This window comes from Actinomyces provencensis (genome assembly GCF_900155435.1).
GTDB lineage: Bacteria > Actinomycetota > Actinomycetes > Actinomycetales > Actinomycetaceae > Pauljensenia > Pauljensenia provencensis.
Genome location: NZ_LT700212.1, coordinates 2788457 through 2804446, shown reverse-complemented (window position 1 = coordinate 2804446; position 15990 = coordinate 2788457). Strand labels below are relative to the sequence as shown.

Here is a 15990-nt window from a genome sequence, read left to right as displayed (position 1 = left end):
CCGGACCCGCCGTCGCCACCGTCGTGGCGGGCCGCCGTGCCCGCACCCGGCGCCACCTGGTCCTCACCCTCGTCCTCGCCACCTCGGTCCTGGTCCTCCTCGCCCTGTCGCTGATGGTCGGGCGGACCTTCTACGGTCCCGGCGAAGTCATGCGCGTGGTCGTGGGCCACCAGGTGCCGGGCGCCTCCTTCACCGTCGGCGAGCTGCGCCTGCCGCGCGCGACCATGGGACTGCTGTCCGGATCGGCCTTCGGCATGGCCGGGGTGACCTTCCAGACCATGTTGCGCAACCCGCTGGCCTCCCCCGATGTCATCGGCATCAGCGCCGGTGCCAGTGCGGCCGCGGTCTTCGGGATCGTCATGCTCTCCCTGAACGGTACGGCCGTCTCCCTGCTGGCACTGGGCGGGGCCCTGGTGACGGCTGCGGCGATCTACCTGCTCTCCAACCGCGGGGGCTTCGCCGGAACCCGGTTGATCCTCATCGGCATCGGGGTCGCGTCCATGCTCAACAGCGTCGTGACCTACGTGCTCTCCCGGGCGGCCGCGTGGGACCTGCAGGCAGCGATGCAGTGGCTCACCGGCAGCCTCAACGGGGCGACCTGGCAGTCCGTCGCCCCACTCGCGGGGTCCTGGGTGGTGCTCACCCCCCTGATGCTGGGCCAGGGGCGCTCCCTGGAGGCGCTGCGACTGGGCGATGAGTCCGCGACGTCACTGGGGGTGTCGGTGACGCGCTCGCGAGTCGTGCTGATCACCTGCGCGGTGGCTCTGCTGGCCTTCGCCACTGCCGCCAGCGGTCCCATCGCCTTCGTGGCCTTCATGGCCGGACCGATCGCGGCCCGCATCGTCGGACCCGGAACCTCCCTGCTCGTGCCGGCGGGCCTGGTCGGGGCGCTCCTGGTCCTGGGCTCCGACCTGGTCGGCCAGTTCGCCTTCGACACCCGCTACCCCGTCGGGGTCATCACGGGCGTGCTCGGCGCGCCCTACCTCGTCTACCTGCTCATCAGGACCAACAAGGCCGGAGGCTCACTGTGACCGGGACACATCCACTGGCACACGGACTGGCGGGTCCGCAGGTGCACCCGCAGGCGCACACACTGGCCGCGCAGGAGCTCACCCTGGGCTACGGGGACCGCACGATCGTCCAGGGCCTGGACCTGGAGATCCCCGCCGGGCGCGTCACCGCGATCGTGGGCCCCAACGGGTGCGGGAAGTCCACCCTGCTGCGGGGCCTCGCCCGTCTGCTGCCCGCCCGTGAGGGCAGGGTGCTGCTCGACGGCCAGGACGTGCGCACCATGCCCTCCAAGCGTGTCGCGCGGGTGCTCGGCCTGCTCCCCCAGCACCCCATCGCACCCGAGGGGATCGCCGTGGCGGACCTGGTGGGACGCGGACGCCACCCCCACCAGAGGTTGCTGTCCCGCTGGAGCGCGCACGACTACGAGGTCGTCGCACGTGCGTTGGCCTCGACCGGGACCGCAGACCTGGCCGACCGCTCCGTCGACGAGCTCTCGGGGGGGCAGCGCCAGCGCGTCTGGATCGCCATGGCACTCGCCCAGGAGACCGACATCCTGCTGCTGGACGAGCCCACGACCTTCCTGGACGTCACCCACCAGATCGAGATCCTCGACCTGCTCACCGACCTCAACCGCGAGCGCGGGACCACCATCGTCATGGTCATGCACGACATGAACCTGGCGGCTCGCTACGCCGACCACATCCTCGCCATGCGCGACGGACGGTTGGTCGCCTCCGGCGCACCGGGCCCCGTGATGTCCGAGCAGATGGTGCGCGACGTGTTCGCCCTGGACGCCCTGGTGGTGCCCGACCCGGTGTCGGGCACGCCGCTCATGCTGCCCCGGGGACGCCACCACGTACTGGGTGGGGAGGACGCCGGCCCGCACGCGTCGTCCGGCACACCCGGGCCGTTGCTGCCCGGCCCGCTCGGCGCCGGAACTGACAGGGACGGGGATCGGGACGGCCGTGGTGTCGTGGTCTCGCCCTCGTCCACTCCGTCGACACAGGACGCGGAGCCGCCCTCGTACGCCCCGGACTCACCGGCACCGGCGGAGGACCCCACACTCGCCCCGATCGGAGCCCACCATGACACCCAGGCCTGACACCTACCGATTCTTCCGGGCGGCCGTGAGCCGCGTGGAGGACGTCACCCCGAGCTTCCGGCGCTTCACGTTCCACTCCCAGGACCTCGCCGGGTACGGGGACCCCGGCTTCGACCAGCGCATCAAGGTCGTCTTCCCCCGGCCCGGTGCAGGCCTGGACGCCATGCCCACCGGCGAGGAGTGGTACCCGACGTGGCGGGCGATGCCCGAGGACGCCCGTCCCCCCTTCCGCACCTACACGACCCGCGCGGTTCGCCACGACGCCTGCGAGGTCGACATCGACATGGTGGTCCACGAGGCCGTCGGCCCCGCGTCGGAGTGGATCCTGGGGGCGGGGGTCGGCGACGAGGTCCTGATCCTCGGCCCCACCCGCTCCATGACCGGGGTGAACTACGGCATCGACTTCGTCCCGCCCGCGCACACGGAGCGCCTCCTGCTGGCCGGTGACGAGACCGCGGCGCCCGCCCTGGCCGTCATCCTCGAGCAGCTGCCCCCCGAGGCGCGCGGCACCGTCGTCCTGGAGGTCCCCCACGAGGGCGACACCTCCTACCTGCCCGATCACCCGGGCTTCGAGTACAGGGTGGCCTCGCGGGAGGACTCCACGCGTGGGGAGCACCTGGTGGGGGCGGTCCAGGAGACCGCTGCGCTGCTGGCCCCGGAGGGACGGGGCGCGCAGGTGGAGGAGATCGACGTGGACCGCGACGTGCTGTGGGAGGTGCCCCGCACTGCGCGAGGGGGCGCGGCACTGAAGCGCGCCCCGTTGTACGCCTGGCTGGCCGGGGAGGCGGGCTCGATCACCCGCCTGCGGCGCCACCTGGTCACCGAGGTCGGCGTCGACCGGCGGGCCGTGGCGTTCATGGGCTACTGGCGGCTGGGCCGGGCGGAGAACTAGGCGTAGCTGGACATGCTCGAGGCTTGACCAGTGTTCAACAGGCGGTAACGCCGTCAACGACAGCAATCGATGCCCGCAGAACTTCTCCCCTCATTCCTGTACAGCTCGTGCCGCATGAACAACCGCGACACCAAGCTCGGTGGGGGCAAATCCCTTGCCTCCCTCAAACCCAACGAAGAAGAGGCCCTTTTCGCTCTCTGCCAAGAGGACGCTCTCGAGCGCCAGTCCTGCATTCTCGAGATCAATCGCCCGCGCGATCAGATCATCCTCATGGAGACCCGCAGCGCGAGCCAGCGGCCGCACGCCGAACTCTTTCGCCCGCCGACGCCCATCAGGGGGTTCAGACTTCGACTCCCATATCTGCACGAGCACGCTGAGCACCCGGACGTGCCACGGGTCAAAATCTCTCATCGACTTGAGAGCATGCGCACACCGAATGAACGCCTCCGCGTCCCCTCGCCTTGCATCGCCTGCCGCAATCCCGAGGAGAACCCCGAAGTGCCGGATCGTCTCGTCGTGGCCGTTCATCCCGGCAGACCACAAGACCTGCGTGAGCAACGGCATAGTCTCCGTATTCGCCCGAAGAGCATTCTTCAGCTCTCGGCGTGACATGCCAGCCTGATCGCAGGCTACTCTCAGACACTTCGACCGCCGCCGCCGAACTGCTCTCACGCCCTTGAGCGTCACGAACCGCATGAACGGTCCAAGGCCGGGAACCAAGCTGTCGACGATCGAGATCGCTGACTCCCCGGACAGTCTCGCGACACTGACCCCCGAGCTCTTCAACTCAGAGTTCGACTGTTCGAGGGACCATCGGGACGGCTCACTCACCGGGCAACCTCAAGCGAAGGAAGCGCGTTCACGATCTCCATGGTACGCACGCTCACCATCGTGACGCGTTGGATGAGGTCGAGGATGTAGCGGGGACTCCCGACTTCGCGAGCCCAGTCGTTGGGGTCGTTGACGATGCCGGACGCCTTGTCAGTCCTGACCTGATAGCGGTCCAGGATCCAGTCGAGCCCTGAGCGGGAGCCGAGCAGATACTCCTGCGCCTCCTCGGGAATCCCGGAGATGGCGATGTGCGCGTTGTACGTGATCTCGGTCTTGTCCTTGGCGCCCTTTCCGCGATAGCGCATCTTCTCGACGCGGTACCACTGGTAGGGATCACCGTGGGGGCTGTCGCCGGTGATGGTGAGCGGGTAGGGGGCTGCCTGTTCGTAGTTCATGTGCAGGTCGGCCAGCTCGCGCCCAGCACTGACGAAGGCCCGGAAGTCGGACGCCGACGCCACCAGCGGGATGCGGGGGAGTTGCTTCTTGAGGTCGGCTGCGAATCGTGTGCGGAAGTCCGGGGAGTGCAGGAGCCCGTATACGTAGTGGAAGACGTCGTCCTTGGTGACGTCGGGGCCGTACTGACGTCGGTAGTCGACGAGGGCGGCGTCGGTGATGTTGTCGGTGCGACGGTACCCGTCCACGATGACGTCATCGTTCCCCGTCAGGTCGAACCCTGCCTGACCGGAGTCATCGAGGTCTTCGACGGCGTGCCACGTCCAGCGCGGGAAGAACTGGCCGCCGCTGCCAGCACCGGTGATGTGCACGTTCGGCACGGCGTTCACCATCAACACAGAGAACGGAACGGCCGAGCCTGTCCCCACCAAGTAAAAGCCCCAATTGTGATGCGTGGAGCTGGGGAAGACATCGTAGAGCTTGTAGACCATGTCATTGAGGCGACGATCGAAGTAGACATACTGACGGTCGAAGGGGCGATAGGTTCCGATGAAGACCCTGCTCGGTTCGAACTGGTAACGGGTTCCGCGTGTGACAGCGGTCTTGTCTGCGCGATTCCAGGAGAACTCCTTGGGATCCAGCACTCGGGGAAGTTTTCGCTGATCGGCGTGGCGATTGTAGGCGTCGATCATTCGCCGGACTCGGTCCTCAAGCTTGGTCTTCGAATGGTCATAGACCCATGCATCCCGGTTCGTCTTCAGCCCACCGGTGTGCTGCTGGAAGATGCCATCCTGCGATCCCTTCCCTCCGATCGGTTGCCAGGTGTTGAAGCGGGGGTCGCGTTGGTTGATCCAGTCGCCTTCCGGGTTGGGGGTGATCGTCTCCCATCCGAGGGTGTCCAGGTTTGCTTGGTCGATGGTGTGGAGTTTCTGTTCGCGGGTGAGGTAGTCGCCGATGTCGTGGTAGTGGATGCGGGCGGGGCCGGTGTGGGTGGGGTTCTTGACCAGGAGCGTGATGGCGATAGTGGCCTGACTCCCAGCTCCAAAAATCTGACCTCCCTCCGCCTTCCAATTTGAGGAACGCATGTTCCCCCGGAGGTTGAGGATCCAGATGTCGGCGAACTCGTCGGCCAGGGTGAGGCGTAGGCCGTCGGCGGTGTTGGAGTCGATGAAGCCGCCGTTGGTGACGTATCCGATGATGCCGGCGTCCTTGATGCGGTCGCTGGCCCAGCGGATGGCGCGGATGTAGGAGTCGTAGAGGGAGTTCTTGTTGACCGCGGCGGAGCGTGCAGCGTAGGTGGCTTCGATGTGGGAGTCGAGGGTGGGGTACTTGACGTTCTGGTTGTTGTCATTGGCACTGGACTGCCCCACGGAGTAGGGCGGGTTGGCGACGATCACCCGGATGTCAAGCTTGTTCTGGGCGTGGGCGCGGTCATTGTTGGCGGTGAAGACCGCCTCGTCCAGGGTGTCCCCGTCCTCGCTCATCTGGAAGGTGTCGGTGAGGACGATCCCGTTGAAGGGCACGTACCCGCCCTCGTGGCCGCCCGGGGCGATCTCGGCCTGTGCGGCGACCTCCCGGTAGGCGACCTCGATGTTGGCGGCGGCGATGTAGTAGGCGAGCAGCAGGTACTCATTGGCGTGCAGCTCGTTGGCGTACTTGCGGGCCAGGTCCTCGGGCTTGATGAGTCCGGACTGGAGGAGACGCACCACGAAGGTCCCCGTCCCGGTGAAGGGATCCAGGACGTGGACTCCCCCATCGGTGAGACCCACCCCGAAGTGCTCCTCCAGGAGTGTGTCGGCGCTGCGCAGGATGAAGTCGACGATCTCGATGGGGGTGTAGACGATGCCGAGTGACTGGGCGGTGAGGGGGAAGGCGAGGCGGAAGAACTTCTCGTAGAGCTCGGTGATGACCCTCTGCTTGCCCGCCGCGTTGTCGATGCCCGATGCCCTCTCGCGCACGGAGGCGTAGAACCCTTCCAGCTTCTCGGTCTCGGAGTCGAGGTTGGCTCCCTCCAAGGTGGTGACCATGCGCTGCATGACGCGGGCCACGGGGTTGGTGGCCGTGAAGTCGTAGCCCTCGAAGAGCGCGTCGAAGACGGGCTTGGTGATGAGGTGCTGGCTGAGCATGTCGATGGCCTGGGCGCGGTCCACGGAGTCGTTGAGGTTGGCGCGCAGCGCCTCGAGGAACTCCTCGAACACCGGAGCGACCTGCGGGTCCTCCACCAGGGTCCCCAAGCGCGTGCGATGACTCCGGGCGATGGCGGAGACGTCCTTGGCCCAGTCCTCCCAGTAGCGCCTGGAGCCGACCTTGGTGACCATGCGCGCATAGATCGCGTCACGCCACTCCTCCAGGCGTGGGAGGGCGAGCTCTCCCTGGACCTCGCGCAGGCCCTCCCCGCCCTCGTCGCCGGCGCCCTCGCTGTCCCCTCCCACGGGAACGTCGAAGATGGCCACCTGGTCAGGCTTGGTGGTGTTGAGGTCGATCTTGTTGATCATCGCGTCGAAACGCTCGTCGTGGGCACGCAGGGCCTGGAGGACCTCCCACACGACACGGAAACGGTCATTGTCGTGCAGCACGTCCTCGGGCTGCATCCCGGCGGGGATCCCGATCGGCAACACGATGTACCCGTAGTGCTTGCCCTCCGCCAGGCGCATGACGCGCCCGACGGACTGGACGATGTCCACCTGCGACTTCCGCGGGTTCAGGAAGATCACCGCATCCAAGGCAGGCACATCCACGCCCTCGGACAGGCACCGTGCATTGGACAGGATCCGACACTCCGGGACCCCGTCATCAGTGGCCGTGTCATCAGCGGCCTTGAGCCAGTCGAGCTCCTGGTTGCGGGCCAGGATGTTCATGGTGCCGTCCACGTGGTGCACGCTGGCAGGCAGCGGGTCCTCGATGGGAGTACCCCCCAGACGGGCAGCCTCCACGTAGTCCCGCACGACGTGGTCGAAGGTGGACGCGAAACGCTTGGACGTCCTGATGTCCTGGGCGAACGCCACAGCCGTGCGCATAGGAGTCGGGTCCACCTCGAAGGCGTTGTCCTCCCCACCCCGGCCCCGCTTCGCCAACCCGTTCCAGCAACCGATGATGCGGGCGACATCGGGCAGCTTGAGTTCACCGTTGACAGCGAACGTGTCCTGCATGGTCTGGGACACCGCTCCCTCATCGACCGTGAGGACCAGCACCCGGTAGTCGGTGAGCAGGCCCATCCCCACGGCCTCACCAAAACCGAGACGGTGGAACTCAGGCCCGAAGAGGGCCTCGTCATCCATGGAGGCCAGCACCGCGTCCTTCTGGCCGGCCTTCGCCTTCGAGTTGTCGTCGTAGATGCGCGGCGTCGCCGTCATGTACAAGCGCTTGGCACCACGCAGGTAGGCGTTGTCGTGGACGCGGACGAACGCGGACTCCTCACTGCCCGCCAGGGTGGCGCCCGTGGTCCGGTGCGCCTCATCGCAGACGATCAGATCGAATCCTGGAGCACCGCCCTCACCCTGGGCGCGGTGGATCACGTCGATGGACTGGTACGTCGCGAACACCACCGTCATCGGGTGCGACCCCTCAGCCGAAGACCCCGGTCGGGTCAGCGCCACCGCGAGAGCCTCCGGGTCCGTGGTGGCCGGGATGGCCAGGTCCACCACGGAGATGTCCTCCCCCTCCCCACCACGCCCCTTGCCGACCTTCCTGTCCGAACACACCGCGAAGGAACGGATCGGGACCTCCGACTCCCCCGTCCATTCCCGCAAGGACTGGGACAACAAGGCGATCGAGGGCACCAGGAACAACACCCGTCCACCCGCACCGGCCAGACGCTCCGCAATCTTCAACGACGTGAACGTCTTGCCCGTCCCACACGCCATGATCAACTTGCCGCGGTCATGGGTCTCGAAACCCTCCACGACATGCCCCAGGGCCGTGCGCTGATGAGGTCGCAGCTGCTTGCGACCCTTCAGGGTCATGACATCCGGGGTCGAGAAATCGAACTGGTCCCAGTCCACCGTGGAGTCCAGCAGGTAGTCCAGGCCGATCCGGGACACCGGCACCCGCTGCTCCTCCACCGTCTGCTCCGCAGCACGGTTCCACTTCTCCGTCGTGGACACGATGAGCCGCGAGTCGAACTCCATACGACCCGACTCCGCAAGGAAGGAATCAATGTCCGGCTTCGACAGCTGGTGCGCCGGGTCATAGAACTTGCACTGCACCGCACACAAACGACCCGTCTCCCGCTCACGAGCCACCAGGTCAATGCCACGATCCGGGCGATGACCGTGCCCCGGCCACTCCGACCACCGCCACACCTGATCGAAACGCTCCGCATACTGGGGATCAGTCAGCAAGAACCTACGGACCAACCTCTCGAAGAGATCCCCCTTCTCCCTCTCCGACGTCGCAGAGAAGTACAACCTGTCCAAAAGGGCACCAGCACTCGTCACACTCACGAAGGCGATACTATCCGGGCAGCCGCCGCGGGTTCGCCCCGCGGACGAGCCGGCCATCCGACGAAGGCGGCCACGCCCTCGTCGATCGACGACCCGGGTCAGCCGACGGTGGAACCCCGTACGACGAGGCGGCAGGCGAGCTTCTCCAGGCCCGGGGTGGGATGGTCCTCGATGGCCTCGCGCAGGCGGGTGGCACCCAGGCGCCCGAGATCCTCCAGGTTCATGTCGATGCTGGTCAGGGGTGGGCGGGATCCGGACACGAGGATCTTCCAGTTGTCGTGTCCGGTCACCGCCACGTCGTCGGGGACCGAGCGCCCCAGGTCGCGCAGGGCGTCCAGCGCGCCGCGGGCGACCTGGTCGCTGCCGCAGATGATCGCGTCGGTGTCGGGGTACTGGGTGATGAGCGCGTGGCATCCGCCCCTGCCCCACTCCTCCGACCAGGAGCCGTACAGCGGGCCACCCCCCACCGGTTCCAGTCCGGCGGCCGCCAATGCCGCCATGGCACCCTCGGCGCGTTCCGGGGAAGCGCCGTAGGTCGGGTCGCCACCCAGGATGGCGATGCGCCGCCTCCCGCAGTCGATGAGGTGCTCGGCGGCGAGCCTGCCCGCCCCGACGTTGTCGGAGATGAGGGAGATGTCGGCGGGGTCTGCCGAAGCGGCGTAGAGGTAGACGACCGGAACGGGCAGGTCACGGCCGATCGAAGGACGGGCGTTGTCCGCCCCGACCACGATGATCCCGTCGACGCGCCGTTCGAGCAGCACCTTCACCTGGTGGCGTTCACGGAGGTAGTCCCCCGGGCATCGCACAGGAGCAACGAGATGCTGTTGAGCCCGAAGGCGTCCTGGGTGCAGCAGAGGGACCTACCTCGGGGCACAGGCCGTGCGGACCTCGGGGTCGGAACAGTGCGGACCTCACACCGTGAACTGAGCGGACTTCGCCGAGGGGGGGGAGGGGTCAGGGTTCCAGGAGGGCTCCGACCAGCATGTCCACGCTGCGGCGCACGCGCTCGGGCAGCTCGTCGGTGGTGGTGGTCCCCACGGAGGCCTTGATGATGTCGAGGAAGAGCGTGGCGTAGATCGTGTGCGCGACGTCCTCCACGGCGATGCTGGCGTTGAGCGGGCGCGAGCCGTGGAGGCGGAGCACCTCCAGGATGGCGGACTCGACCTGGGAGATGCGGGCCGTGGAGGTGGCGCGGTGCTCCTCCGCACCGAAGAGCACCTCCCGCTCGTAGGCGACCATGTTGCCCGGATGGAGCAGGGACTCCTCCGCCAGTGGCGCCAGGATCGCGAGGATCGACTCCTGGACGGTGTGGCCCTCCCTGGCACGGGCGAGCCCCTCCTCCATGCCCTCCGCGATCCGCAGGTTCATGACCTCCACCAGGAGCTCCGCCTTGGTCCCCGTGTGCCGGAAGAGGGTCCCCACCCCCACGTCCGCGACCGCTGCGATCTCCGAGGTGGTCACGCCCTCGTACCCGCGCTCCGCGAAGAGGCGGGAGGCCGCGGCCAGGACACGTGCCCGCCTCTCCCGCTTCTTCCGCTCACGCAGGCCCGGTCGCGGGAGGGCACCGCGCCCCGCGCCCACCGCTGCCCCGGCGTCCGGGTCCGCACCGGCGTCCCCCGCTGTTCCTGCCCCCACCCTGTCCTCCACGTCCGTCCCTTCCCCCGCTGTCGTCATGCCGAACCCTGTCCTCGTCGATCCCGGTCCCTGCCTGTTGATCATCTCATATACGGAGTCTACTCCAAATGGAGTACACTCCGTTTCAAGACGACATGCCCGGACCGACCGGGCCACGCACAGCAGGAAGGACGACGACCATGACACGCAAGGCCTACATGATCGGCACCGGCATCGGGAATCTCGCCGCCGGGATCTACCTCATCCGCGACGGTGGGTGGGACGGCTCCCAGATCACCATGCTCGGGTTGGAGACCCACGGGGCGAACGACGGCGCGGCACTGAGCACCTTCGAGACCGAGTACGGCCACGGCCCCCTCGCCAACGAACGCGGCTTCCTCAACCGCGGCGGACGCATGCTGAACGAGGAGACCTACGAGAACTTCTGGGACGTCATGGGCACGGTCCCCTCACTCGACCAGCCCGGGAAGTCCCTCACCGAGGAGATCCTCGACTTCGACCACGCCCACCCCACCCACGACGTGGGCCGGCTCATCGACTCCGAGGGACTGCGGATCTCGGGTCCGAACTCCTACGTGCACATGCAGTTCACCAACCGCGAGCGCTACCTGCTCACCAAGCTGATGCTGCTGCCCGAGTCGCGGGAGGCCGAGCTCGACGACATGTCCATCGAGCAGTGGTTCGCCGAGGTCCCCCACTTCTTCGAGACGAACTTCTGGTGGATGTGGCAGACCACCTTCGCCTTCAAGAAGGAGTCCTCCGTCGCCGAGCTGCGTCGCTACATGAACCGCATGATCCTCGAGTTCTCGCGGATCAACACCCTGGAGGGCGTCACCCGTACCCCCTACAACCAGTACGAGTCCGTCATCCTCCCGATGCGCTCCTACCTGGAGGACCACGGGGTCACCTTCGTGACGAACCGCAAGGTCACCGAGTTCGTCTTCGCCGACACCCCCCTGCGTGACGACATCATCGTCACGGGGCTGAAGTACGAGAAGGTCGACGAGGGCGGCGTCGAGGGCGTCATCGAGGTCGGTCCCGAGGACCTGGTCTTCGACACCAACGGCTCCATCACCGACTCCACCTCGATCGGCGACCTGGACACCGCCATCGTGGAGGACCTGCGCTACGCCCCCAGCGCCCTGCTGTGGAAGCAGGCCACCGACCACTTCTACAACCTGGGCAACCCGGACAAGTTCTTCGGGGACCGCTCCCAGTCGGAGTGGACGAGTTTCACGGTGACAACCTCCGACCACGCGTTCATCAACGAGATCTCGCGCCTGACGAAGCAGCTGCCGGGCAATGCGCTCAACACCTTCGTCGATTCCTCCTGCCTGATCTCCCTGGTGGTCCACCACCAGCCGCACTACCACGCGCAGACGCCCGAGCAGGGGGTGTTCTGGGGGTACGCACTCAAGCCGCGCGAGATCGGGGACTTCGTGAAGAAGCCCTTCATCGAGATGACCGGACGCGAGATGCTCGAGGAGACCCTGGGCCACCTCGGTCGCATCGACCACTCCGCCAACCCCGTCTCGGCACGCACCGAGGAACTGATGGACACGGTCATCAACTGCGTGCCCGCCCACATGCCCTACGCCTCGGCCCTGTTCAACCAGCGCACCACGACCGATCGGCCGCTGGTCGTGCCGAAGGGCTCGAAGAACCTGGCCTTCATCAGCCAGTTCGTGGAGATGCCCTTCGACATGGTCTTCACCGAGCAGTACTCGGTGCGCGCGGCACAGGTCGCGGTGTACACGCTGCTCGGCCTGGACCTTCCGCTCACCCCGCTGCACCACTACGAGAAGGACCCGAAGGTGCTCGCCAAGGCGACGGTCACCATGTTCCGCTGACCGGAGCCGACGTCCCGGTGCTCCCCGGCCACTGCCGGGGGACACCGCCGTGTCCACGGGACACCACCGCCCAAGGACGTGAGGGCACAATGGCCCCGTACGGACCACGGGACGACCGACGCGGGTACCCGGAACACTGCGCGCATGGTGGTCCCGGCGACCGGCACGGCGGGTCGGACGGGAAGGGTGACCACATGGACAGGGCCGAGGTGCAGCGCCGGGAGTCCCACTCCCTGACGGCATCCCTGGTGCTGTCCGTGCTCCTCGGTGTCCTCGGGGTGGTCTGGGGCATCACCACCGGGTCGGGGATCGTCCTCTTCGACGGCGTGTACACGATCTTCGGCACCACCCTGACGGGGGTCTCCATGCTCGCGGGTCGGGCCGCCGGCGGCTCGCCGACCCGCACCTTCCCCTTCGGGTTGGTCACCCTGGTCCCCCTGGCCGTCATCATCCAGGGTGCGGCCCTCCTGGGCGCCCTCGTCCACGCGGCGACCGATGCCGTGGGTACCATCCGGGCGGGAGGCACGGAGGTCTCCCCCGGCCCGGTGGCGGTCTACGGAGCAGCGACCTTCCTCTGCGCGGCCGTCGTGACGTGGTGGTTGCTCCGCCGCCGCGAGGGTTCCGACCTGGTCGCTGCCGAGGCCGAGCAGTGGCGGGCCTCCTGCGTGCTCAGTGCCGTCATCGTGGTGGGGGCCGGGCTCGCGGCCCTCATGGGCGCCCTCGGGTGGTCCGGGGTCAAGCCCTACACCGACCCCGCCCTGGTGCTCGTCGTCGCCGCGATGCTGGTCCCGGTCCCGCTGCGGATGATGCGGGCGGGCCTGCTGGAGGTCCTCGAGGCAGCGCCACCGGCACCACTGCAGGCCGGCATCGACGAGGCCGTCGAGGCCGCGCGGACCGAGCTCGGGCTCCCCGAACCCCTGGTCCGGGCGACGAAGACCGGGACCCGCGTCTACCTGGAGGTGGTCTTCCTGGTCCCGGACGCCAGTTGCGGCATCGCCGAGGAGGACCGCGTCCGTCACCTCGTCATCGATGCCCTCGAGCCCCTGGGGTACGAGGTCTGGGCCAATGTCGAGCTGACCATGGACGCGACGCTCGCGGACTGATGCCTGCACCGCGCCCCGACGGGTGGCTCCGGCGGCAACACCTCCGGCGATCGCGGACCTGTCCCCGGTCGCCCACGGGGGTCCTCCTCAGCCGAGCCGGTCACGGAGCGCGTGGAAGTCCACCACGGGGCCTGCACCCGTCTCCCCCGGCGCACCCCTCAGGCGTGACCGCTTGGCCGCGGTGGGGCCCATGCCGACGAAGCGACAGCCCGCCGCCCGGGCGGCAGCCAGGTCGGAGAGGGAGTCCCCGACCATCACGGCGGACGAGGCGTCGACGGGTGCGTCCCGACCGAGGAGGGAGAGCGCCAGGTGGATCCCCCGCGGATCGGGTTTGGCACGCTCGGTACGTCGCGGGTCGCGCCCGATGACGGGTACCTCGGCCAGCGCGGGCAGGCACCGCCGCGCGAGGCGACCCACGCAGGCGGGGGAGTTGTTGGTGACGACCGCGAGGGGCCGGTCGGCGTCGACCCATCCGGTGATGACCTCCTCGGCACCGGCCACCAACGGCGCGGTGTCCGCGGCGCGCAGCTCGACCTCGGTGAGCAGTGCGTCGATCCCGGACAGGAGGGGGTCGGTCCGCAGGGTGTCGGGCTCGGTCGCGGGCCGTGACCAGCTCCCACGCCGCAGCCTGCTCCCACGCCGTGCGGCAGCCACGCGTGTCGGTGTGGTGAACACGTCCCCGTCCGCGAGGTCCTCCAGTCCGTGCGCCCGGAGCAGGGTTGCCACCCGTCGGCGCAGGGGGTCCAGGTCGGTGTGCGCGAAGAGCAGGCAGATCGTCCCGTCCAGGTCCAGCAGGACCGTGACGTGGCCTCCGACCACTCCCCGACCGGTCATGGACCGGAATGGTACGCGCGGAGGGAACCCGGGGCGCGCCCCCCACCCCACTCGTCCAGTGTGCGGACGGGAGGGCCACGCCGGCGCTCCGCCCGTCGGCCTGCCTGCGGGCACCTCTCGACCGGCGGTCGGCACCGTCCGCGCATATCGTGGACGGACGCAGCACCACCACGACGAGGAGGCAGCGACATGACGAACACGAACGCACCCAAGGTGGCATTCCTGCTCAAACGGGGCGTCGAGCAGCCCGAGCTCACCGAACCCTGGAAGGCCGTCGAGGAGGCCGGCGCCCACCCGGTCCTCGTCTCCGAGGAGCCGGGCACCATCACCGCGCTCATCCACGACTGGGACCGTGGTGACGACTTCGACGTCGACGTCACCCTGGACGAGGCCGACCCCGGCGACTACACCGCCCTCGTCCTGCCGGGCGGCACCCTCAACTCCGACAAGATCCGCACCAACACGCAGGCCATCGCCTTCGTCAAGGCGTTCTTCGACGCCGACAAGCCGGTGGCCTCCATCTGCCACGGACCGTGGATCCTCATCGAGGCCGGGGTCGTGCCGGGACGACGGATGACGTCGACCTCCCGCATCGCCACCGACCTGAGGAACGCCGGAGCGGAGTGGGTCGACGAGGAGGTCGTCGTGGACGGCAACCTCATCACCAGTCGCAGCCCGCGTGACCTGCCGGCCTTCGACGCCGCCCTCGTGGGGGCACTGCGGGCCGTGGACTGAGCGGACCCGTCCGGGGTGCCCGTGCCCTCCGCCCGTCGGGATGCCACCATGGTGGTGCACGACCCCCGGAGGAGGACCCATGGACCCCGCCCTGCTGCACCCCCAGCTGCGCAGACGCCTCACACTCGCGCCCGCGCTGGACGTCACCAATCCCCTGCTCCGGTGGGCCGGGTACCACCTGGCCCGCTTCCTTCCCCCCGCCCGCATGCCGCGCGGCATGCGGCGCGAGCAGATCAGGGTGGGGGAGCACGCCGTCGTGCGGGTGTTCACCCCTGCGGGAGGGGGCAACGGGGGCGCCCTGCTGTGGATCCACGGCGGGGGGCTGGTGGTGGGGGCCGCCGTGCAGGACGACGCGCGCTGCATCGCGGTGGCCGAGGCGCTGGACATCGTCGTGGCCTCCGTGGACTACCGCCTCGCCCCGCGGGACCCCTACCCGGCGGCCATCGACGACTGCCGCACCGCGTGGGGGTGGCTCGTGCACCGCGCGGCGCAGCGTGGCATCGACACCGCTCGGCTGGCGATCGGCGGGCAGAGCGCGGGGGGCGGGCTCAGCGCCGCCCTCGTCCAGAGGGTCCACGACGAGGGCGGACCCCAACCCACCGCCCAGTGGCTCTTCTGCCCGATGCTCGACGACCGCACCGCCGCCGACCACGGGCACGACGCCGTCCACCACTTCGTGTGGACCAACGACTCCAACCGGGTGGGGTGGTCGTCCTACCTGGGCCAGCAGCCGGGGGCGGCGACCACACCGCCCTACGCGGTCCCCGCCCGGCGCACGGACCTGTCCGGTCTGCCCGACGCGTGGATCGGCACGGGGGACATCGAGCTCTTCCGGGACGAGGACCGTGCCTACGCGGAGGCCCTCACCCGCGCCGGGGTGGACTGCACCCTCGACGAGGTGGTCGGCGCCCCGCACGCCTTCGAGACCTATGCGCCCCGGGCGCCGATGACCCGGGACTACATGCACCGCGCCACCGAGTGGTTGCGCGCGAGGGTGGGCTGACCCGGGTCCGGGTCGGGGCGGGCCCGAACGGGGGCTGCCTCGGGCGGGGCCGGACTCGGATGGGGCCGGACCCGGCGGACGCGGTCCGACCGCTCCGGCCCGACCGACGGGGCCGGCCTCCCTCAGGACGGGTCGCGCCGCGCGTCCGCCCGTGACTTG

The 15990-nt window shown here is 68.7% G+C and carries 12 protein-coding genes; 7 read left to right on the top strand and 5 right to left on the bottom strand.

The annotated features are described in order from the left end of the window. The 3 genes from BQ9890_RS12235 to BQ9890_RS12225 form a co-directional block, all read left to right on the top strand. Positions 1 to 1031: FecCD family ABC transporter permease (locus BQ9890_RS12235; protein ID WP_143226455.1), on the top strand; the 1031-nt coding region annotated here is incomplete at its 5' end. Beyond that, on the top strand, positions 1028 to 2113 hold the full coding sequence (locus BQ9890_RS12230; protein ID WP_326844915.1) for an ABC transporter ATP-binding protein: 1086 nt from the start codon (positions 1028 to 1030) through the stop codon (positions 2111 to 2113). The genes BQ9890_RS12235 and BQ9890_RS12230, both read left to right, overlap by 4 nt. Further along, on the top strand, positions 2097 to 3005 hold the full coding sequence (locus BQ9890_RS12225) for a siderophore-interacting protein (RefSeq protein ID WP_075891856.1): 909 nt from the start codon (positions 2097 to 2099) through the stop codon (positions 3003 to 3005). The genes BQ9890_RS12230 and BQ9890_RS12225 overlap by 17 nt, the downstream gene beginning before the upstream one ends. 90 nt (positions 3006 to 3095) lie before the next feature. Here the strand turns inward: BQ9890_RS12225 and BQ9890_RS15490 are convergent, their stop codons facing one another. The 4 genes from BQ9890_RS15490 to BQ9890_RS15695 all read right to left on the bottom strand — a co-directional run bounded on the left by BQ9890_RS15490 (position 3096) and on the right by BQ9890_RS15695 (position 10345). Continuing rightward, complete coding sequence (locus tag BQ9890_RS15490) at positions 3096 to 3836, bottom strand: hypothetical protein (RefSeq protein ID WP_143226341.1); 741 nt, start codon at positions 3834 to 3836, stop codon at positions 3096 to 3098. Next, positions 3833 to 8728 (bottom strand): DEAD/DEAH box helicase, encoded by a 4896-nt coding sequence (locus BQ9890_RS12215; RefSeq protein WP_078062433.1) that lies wholly within the window; start codon positions 8726 to 8728, stop codon positions 3833 to 3835. The genes BQ9890_RS15490 and BQ9890_RS12215 overlap by 4 nt, the downstream gene beginning before the upstream one ends. 41 nt (positions 8729 to 8769) lie before the next feature. Continuing rightward, positions 8770 to 9477, bottom strand: a complete 708-nt coding sequence (locus tag BQ9890_RS12210) for a substrate-binding domain-containing protein (RefSeq protein WP_075891850.1) — start codon at positions 9475 to 9477, stop codon at positions 8770 to 8772. A gap of 148 nt (positions 9478 to 9625) precedes the next feature. Then, positions 9626 to 10345 (bottom strand): TetR/AcrR family transcriptional regulator, encoded by a 720-nt coding sequence (locus BQ9890_RS15695; RefSeq protein WP_078062432.1) that lies wholly within the window; start codon positions 10343 to 10345, stop codon positions 9626 to 9628. Between the two features lie 140 nt (positions 10346 to 10485). Between BQ9890_RS15695 and BQ9890_RS12200 the strand changes: the two genes are divergently transcribed. Both BQ9890_RS12200 and BQ9890_RS12195 read left to right on the top strand, forming a co-directional pair. Beyond that, the gene (locus BQ9890_RS12200) at positions 10486 to 12156 is read left to right on the top strand and encodes an oleate hydratase (RefSeq protein ID WP_075891848.1); all 1671 of its coding nucleotides are present in this window, start codon (positions 10486 to 10488) and stop codon (positions 12154 to 12156) included. A gap of 194 nt (positions 12157 to 12350) precedes the next feature. Further along, positions 12351 to 13259, top strand: coding sequence for a cation efflux transmembrane domain-containing protein (locus tag BQ9890_RS12195; protein WP_075893178.1), 909 nt, complete (start codon positions 12351 to 12353; stop codon positions 13257 to 13259). Positions 13260 to 13346: 87 nt separating this feature from the next. On the opposite strand, the gene BQ9890_RS12190 is transcribed toward BQ9890_RS12195, so the two are convergent. Next, positions 13347 to 14093 (bottom strand): HAD family hydrolase, encoded by a 747-nt coding sequence (locus tag BQ9890_RS12190; RefSeq protein ID WP_078062430.1) that lies wholly within the window; start codon positions 14091 to 14093, stop codon positions 13347 to 13349. 189 nt (positions 14094 to 14282) lie between these two features. Between BQ9890_RS12190 and BQ9890_RS12185 the strand changes: the two genes are divergently transcribed. Beyond that, positions 14283 to 14828, top strand: a complete 546-nt coding sequence (locus BQ9890_RS12185) for a type 1 glutamine amidotransferase domain-containing protein (protein ID WP_075891844.1) — start codon at positions 14283 to 14285, stop codon at positions 14826 to 14828. A gap of 79 nt (positions 14829 to 14907) precedes the next feature. After that, positions 14908 to 15831, top strand: coding sequence for an alpha/beta hydrolase (locus BQ9890_RS12180; RefSeq protein WP_075891842.1), 924 nt, complete (start codon positions 14908 to 14910; stop codon positions 15829 to 15831). Positions 15832 to 15990: the final 159 nt, after the last annotated feature.

Bases quoted from the DNA above. Each gene is read 5' to 3' on its own strand.
- BQ9890_RS12225 (WP_075891856.1), top strand. From the start codon at position 2,097: ATGACACCCAGGCCTGACACCTACCGATTCTTCCGGGCGGCCGTGAGC.
- BQ9890_RS12215 (WP_078062433.1), bottom strand. From the start codon at position 8,728: ATGGCCGGCTCGTCCGCGGGGCGAACCCGCGGCGGCTGCCCGGATAGT.
- BQ9890_RS15695 (WP_078062432.1), bottom strand. From the start codon at position 10,345: ATGACGACAGCGGGGGAAGGGACGGACGTGGAGGACAGGGTGGGGGCA.
- BQ9890_RS12200 (WP_075891848.1), top strand. From the start codon at position 10,486: ATGACACGCAAGGCCTACATGATCGGCACCGGCATCGGGAATCTCGCC.
- BQ9890_RS12195 (WP_075893178.1), top strand. From the start codon at position 12,351: ATGGACAGGGCCGAGGTGCAGCGCCGGGAGTCCCACTCCCTGACGGCA.
- BQ9890_RS12190 (WP_078062430.1), bottom strand. From the start codon at position 14,093: ATGACCGGTCGGGGAGTGGTCGGAGGCCACGTCACGGTCCTGCTGGAC.
- BQ9890_RS12185 (WP_075891844.1), top strand. From the start codon at position 14,283: ATGACGAACACGAACGCACCCAAGGTGGCATTCCTGCTCAAACGGGGC.
- BQ9890_RS12180 (WP_075891842.1), top strand. From the start codon at position 14,908: ATGGACCCCGCCCTGCTGCACCCCCAGCTGCGCAGACGCCTCACACTC.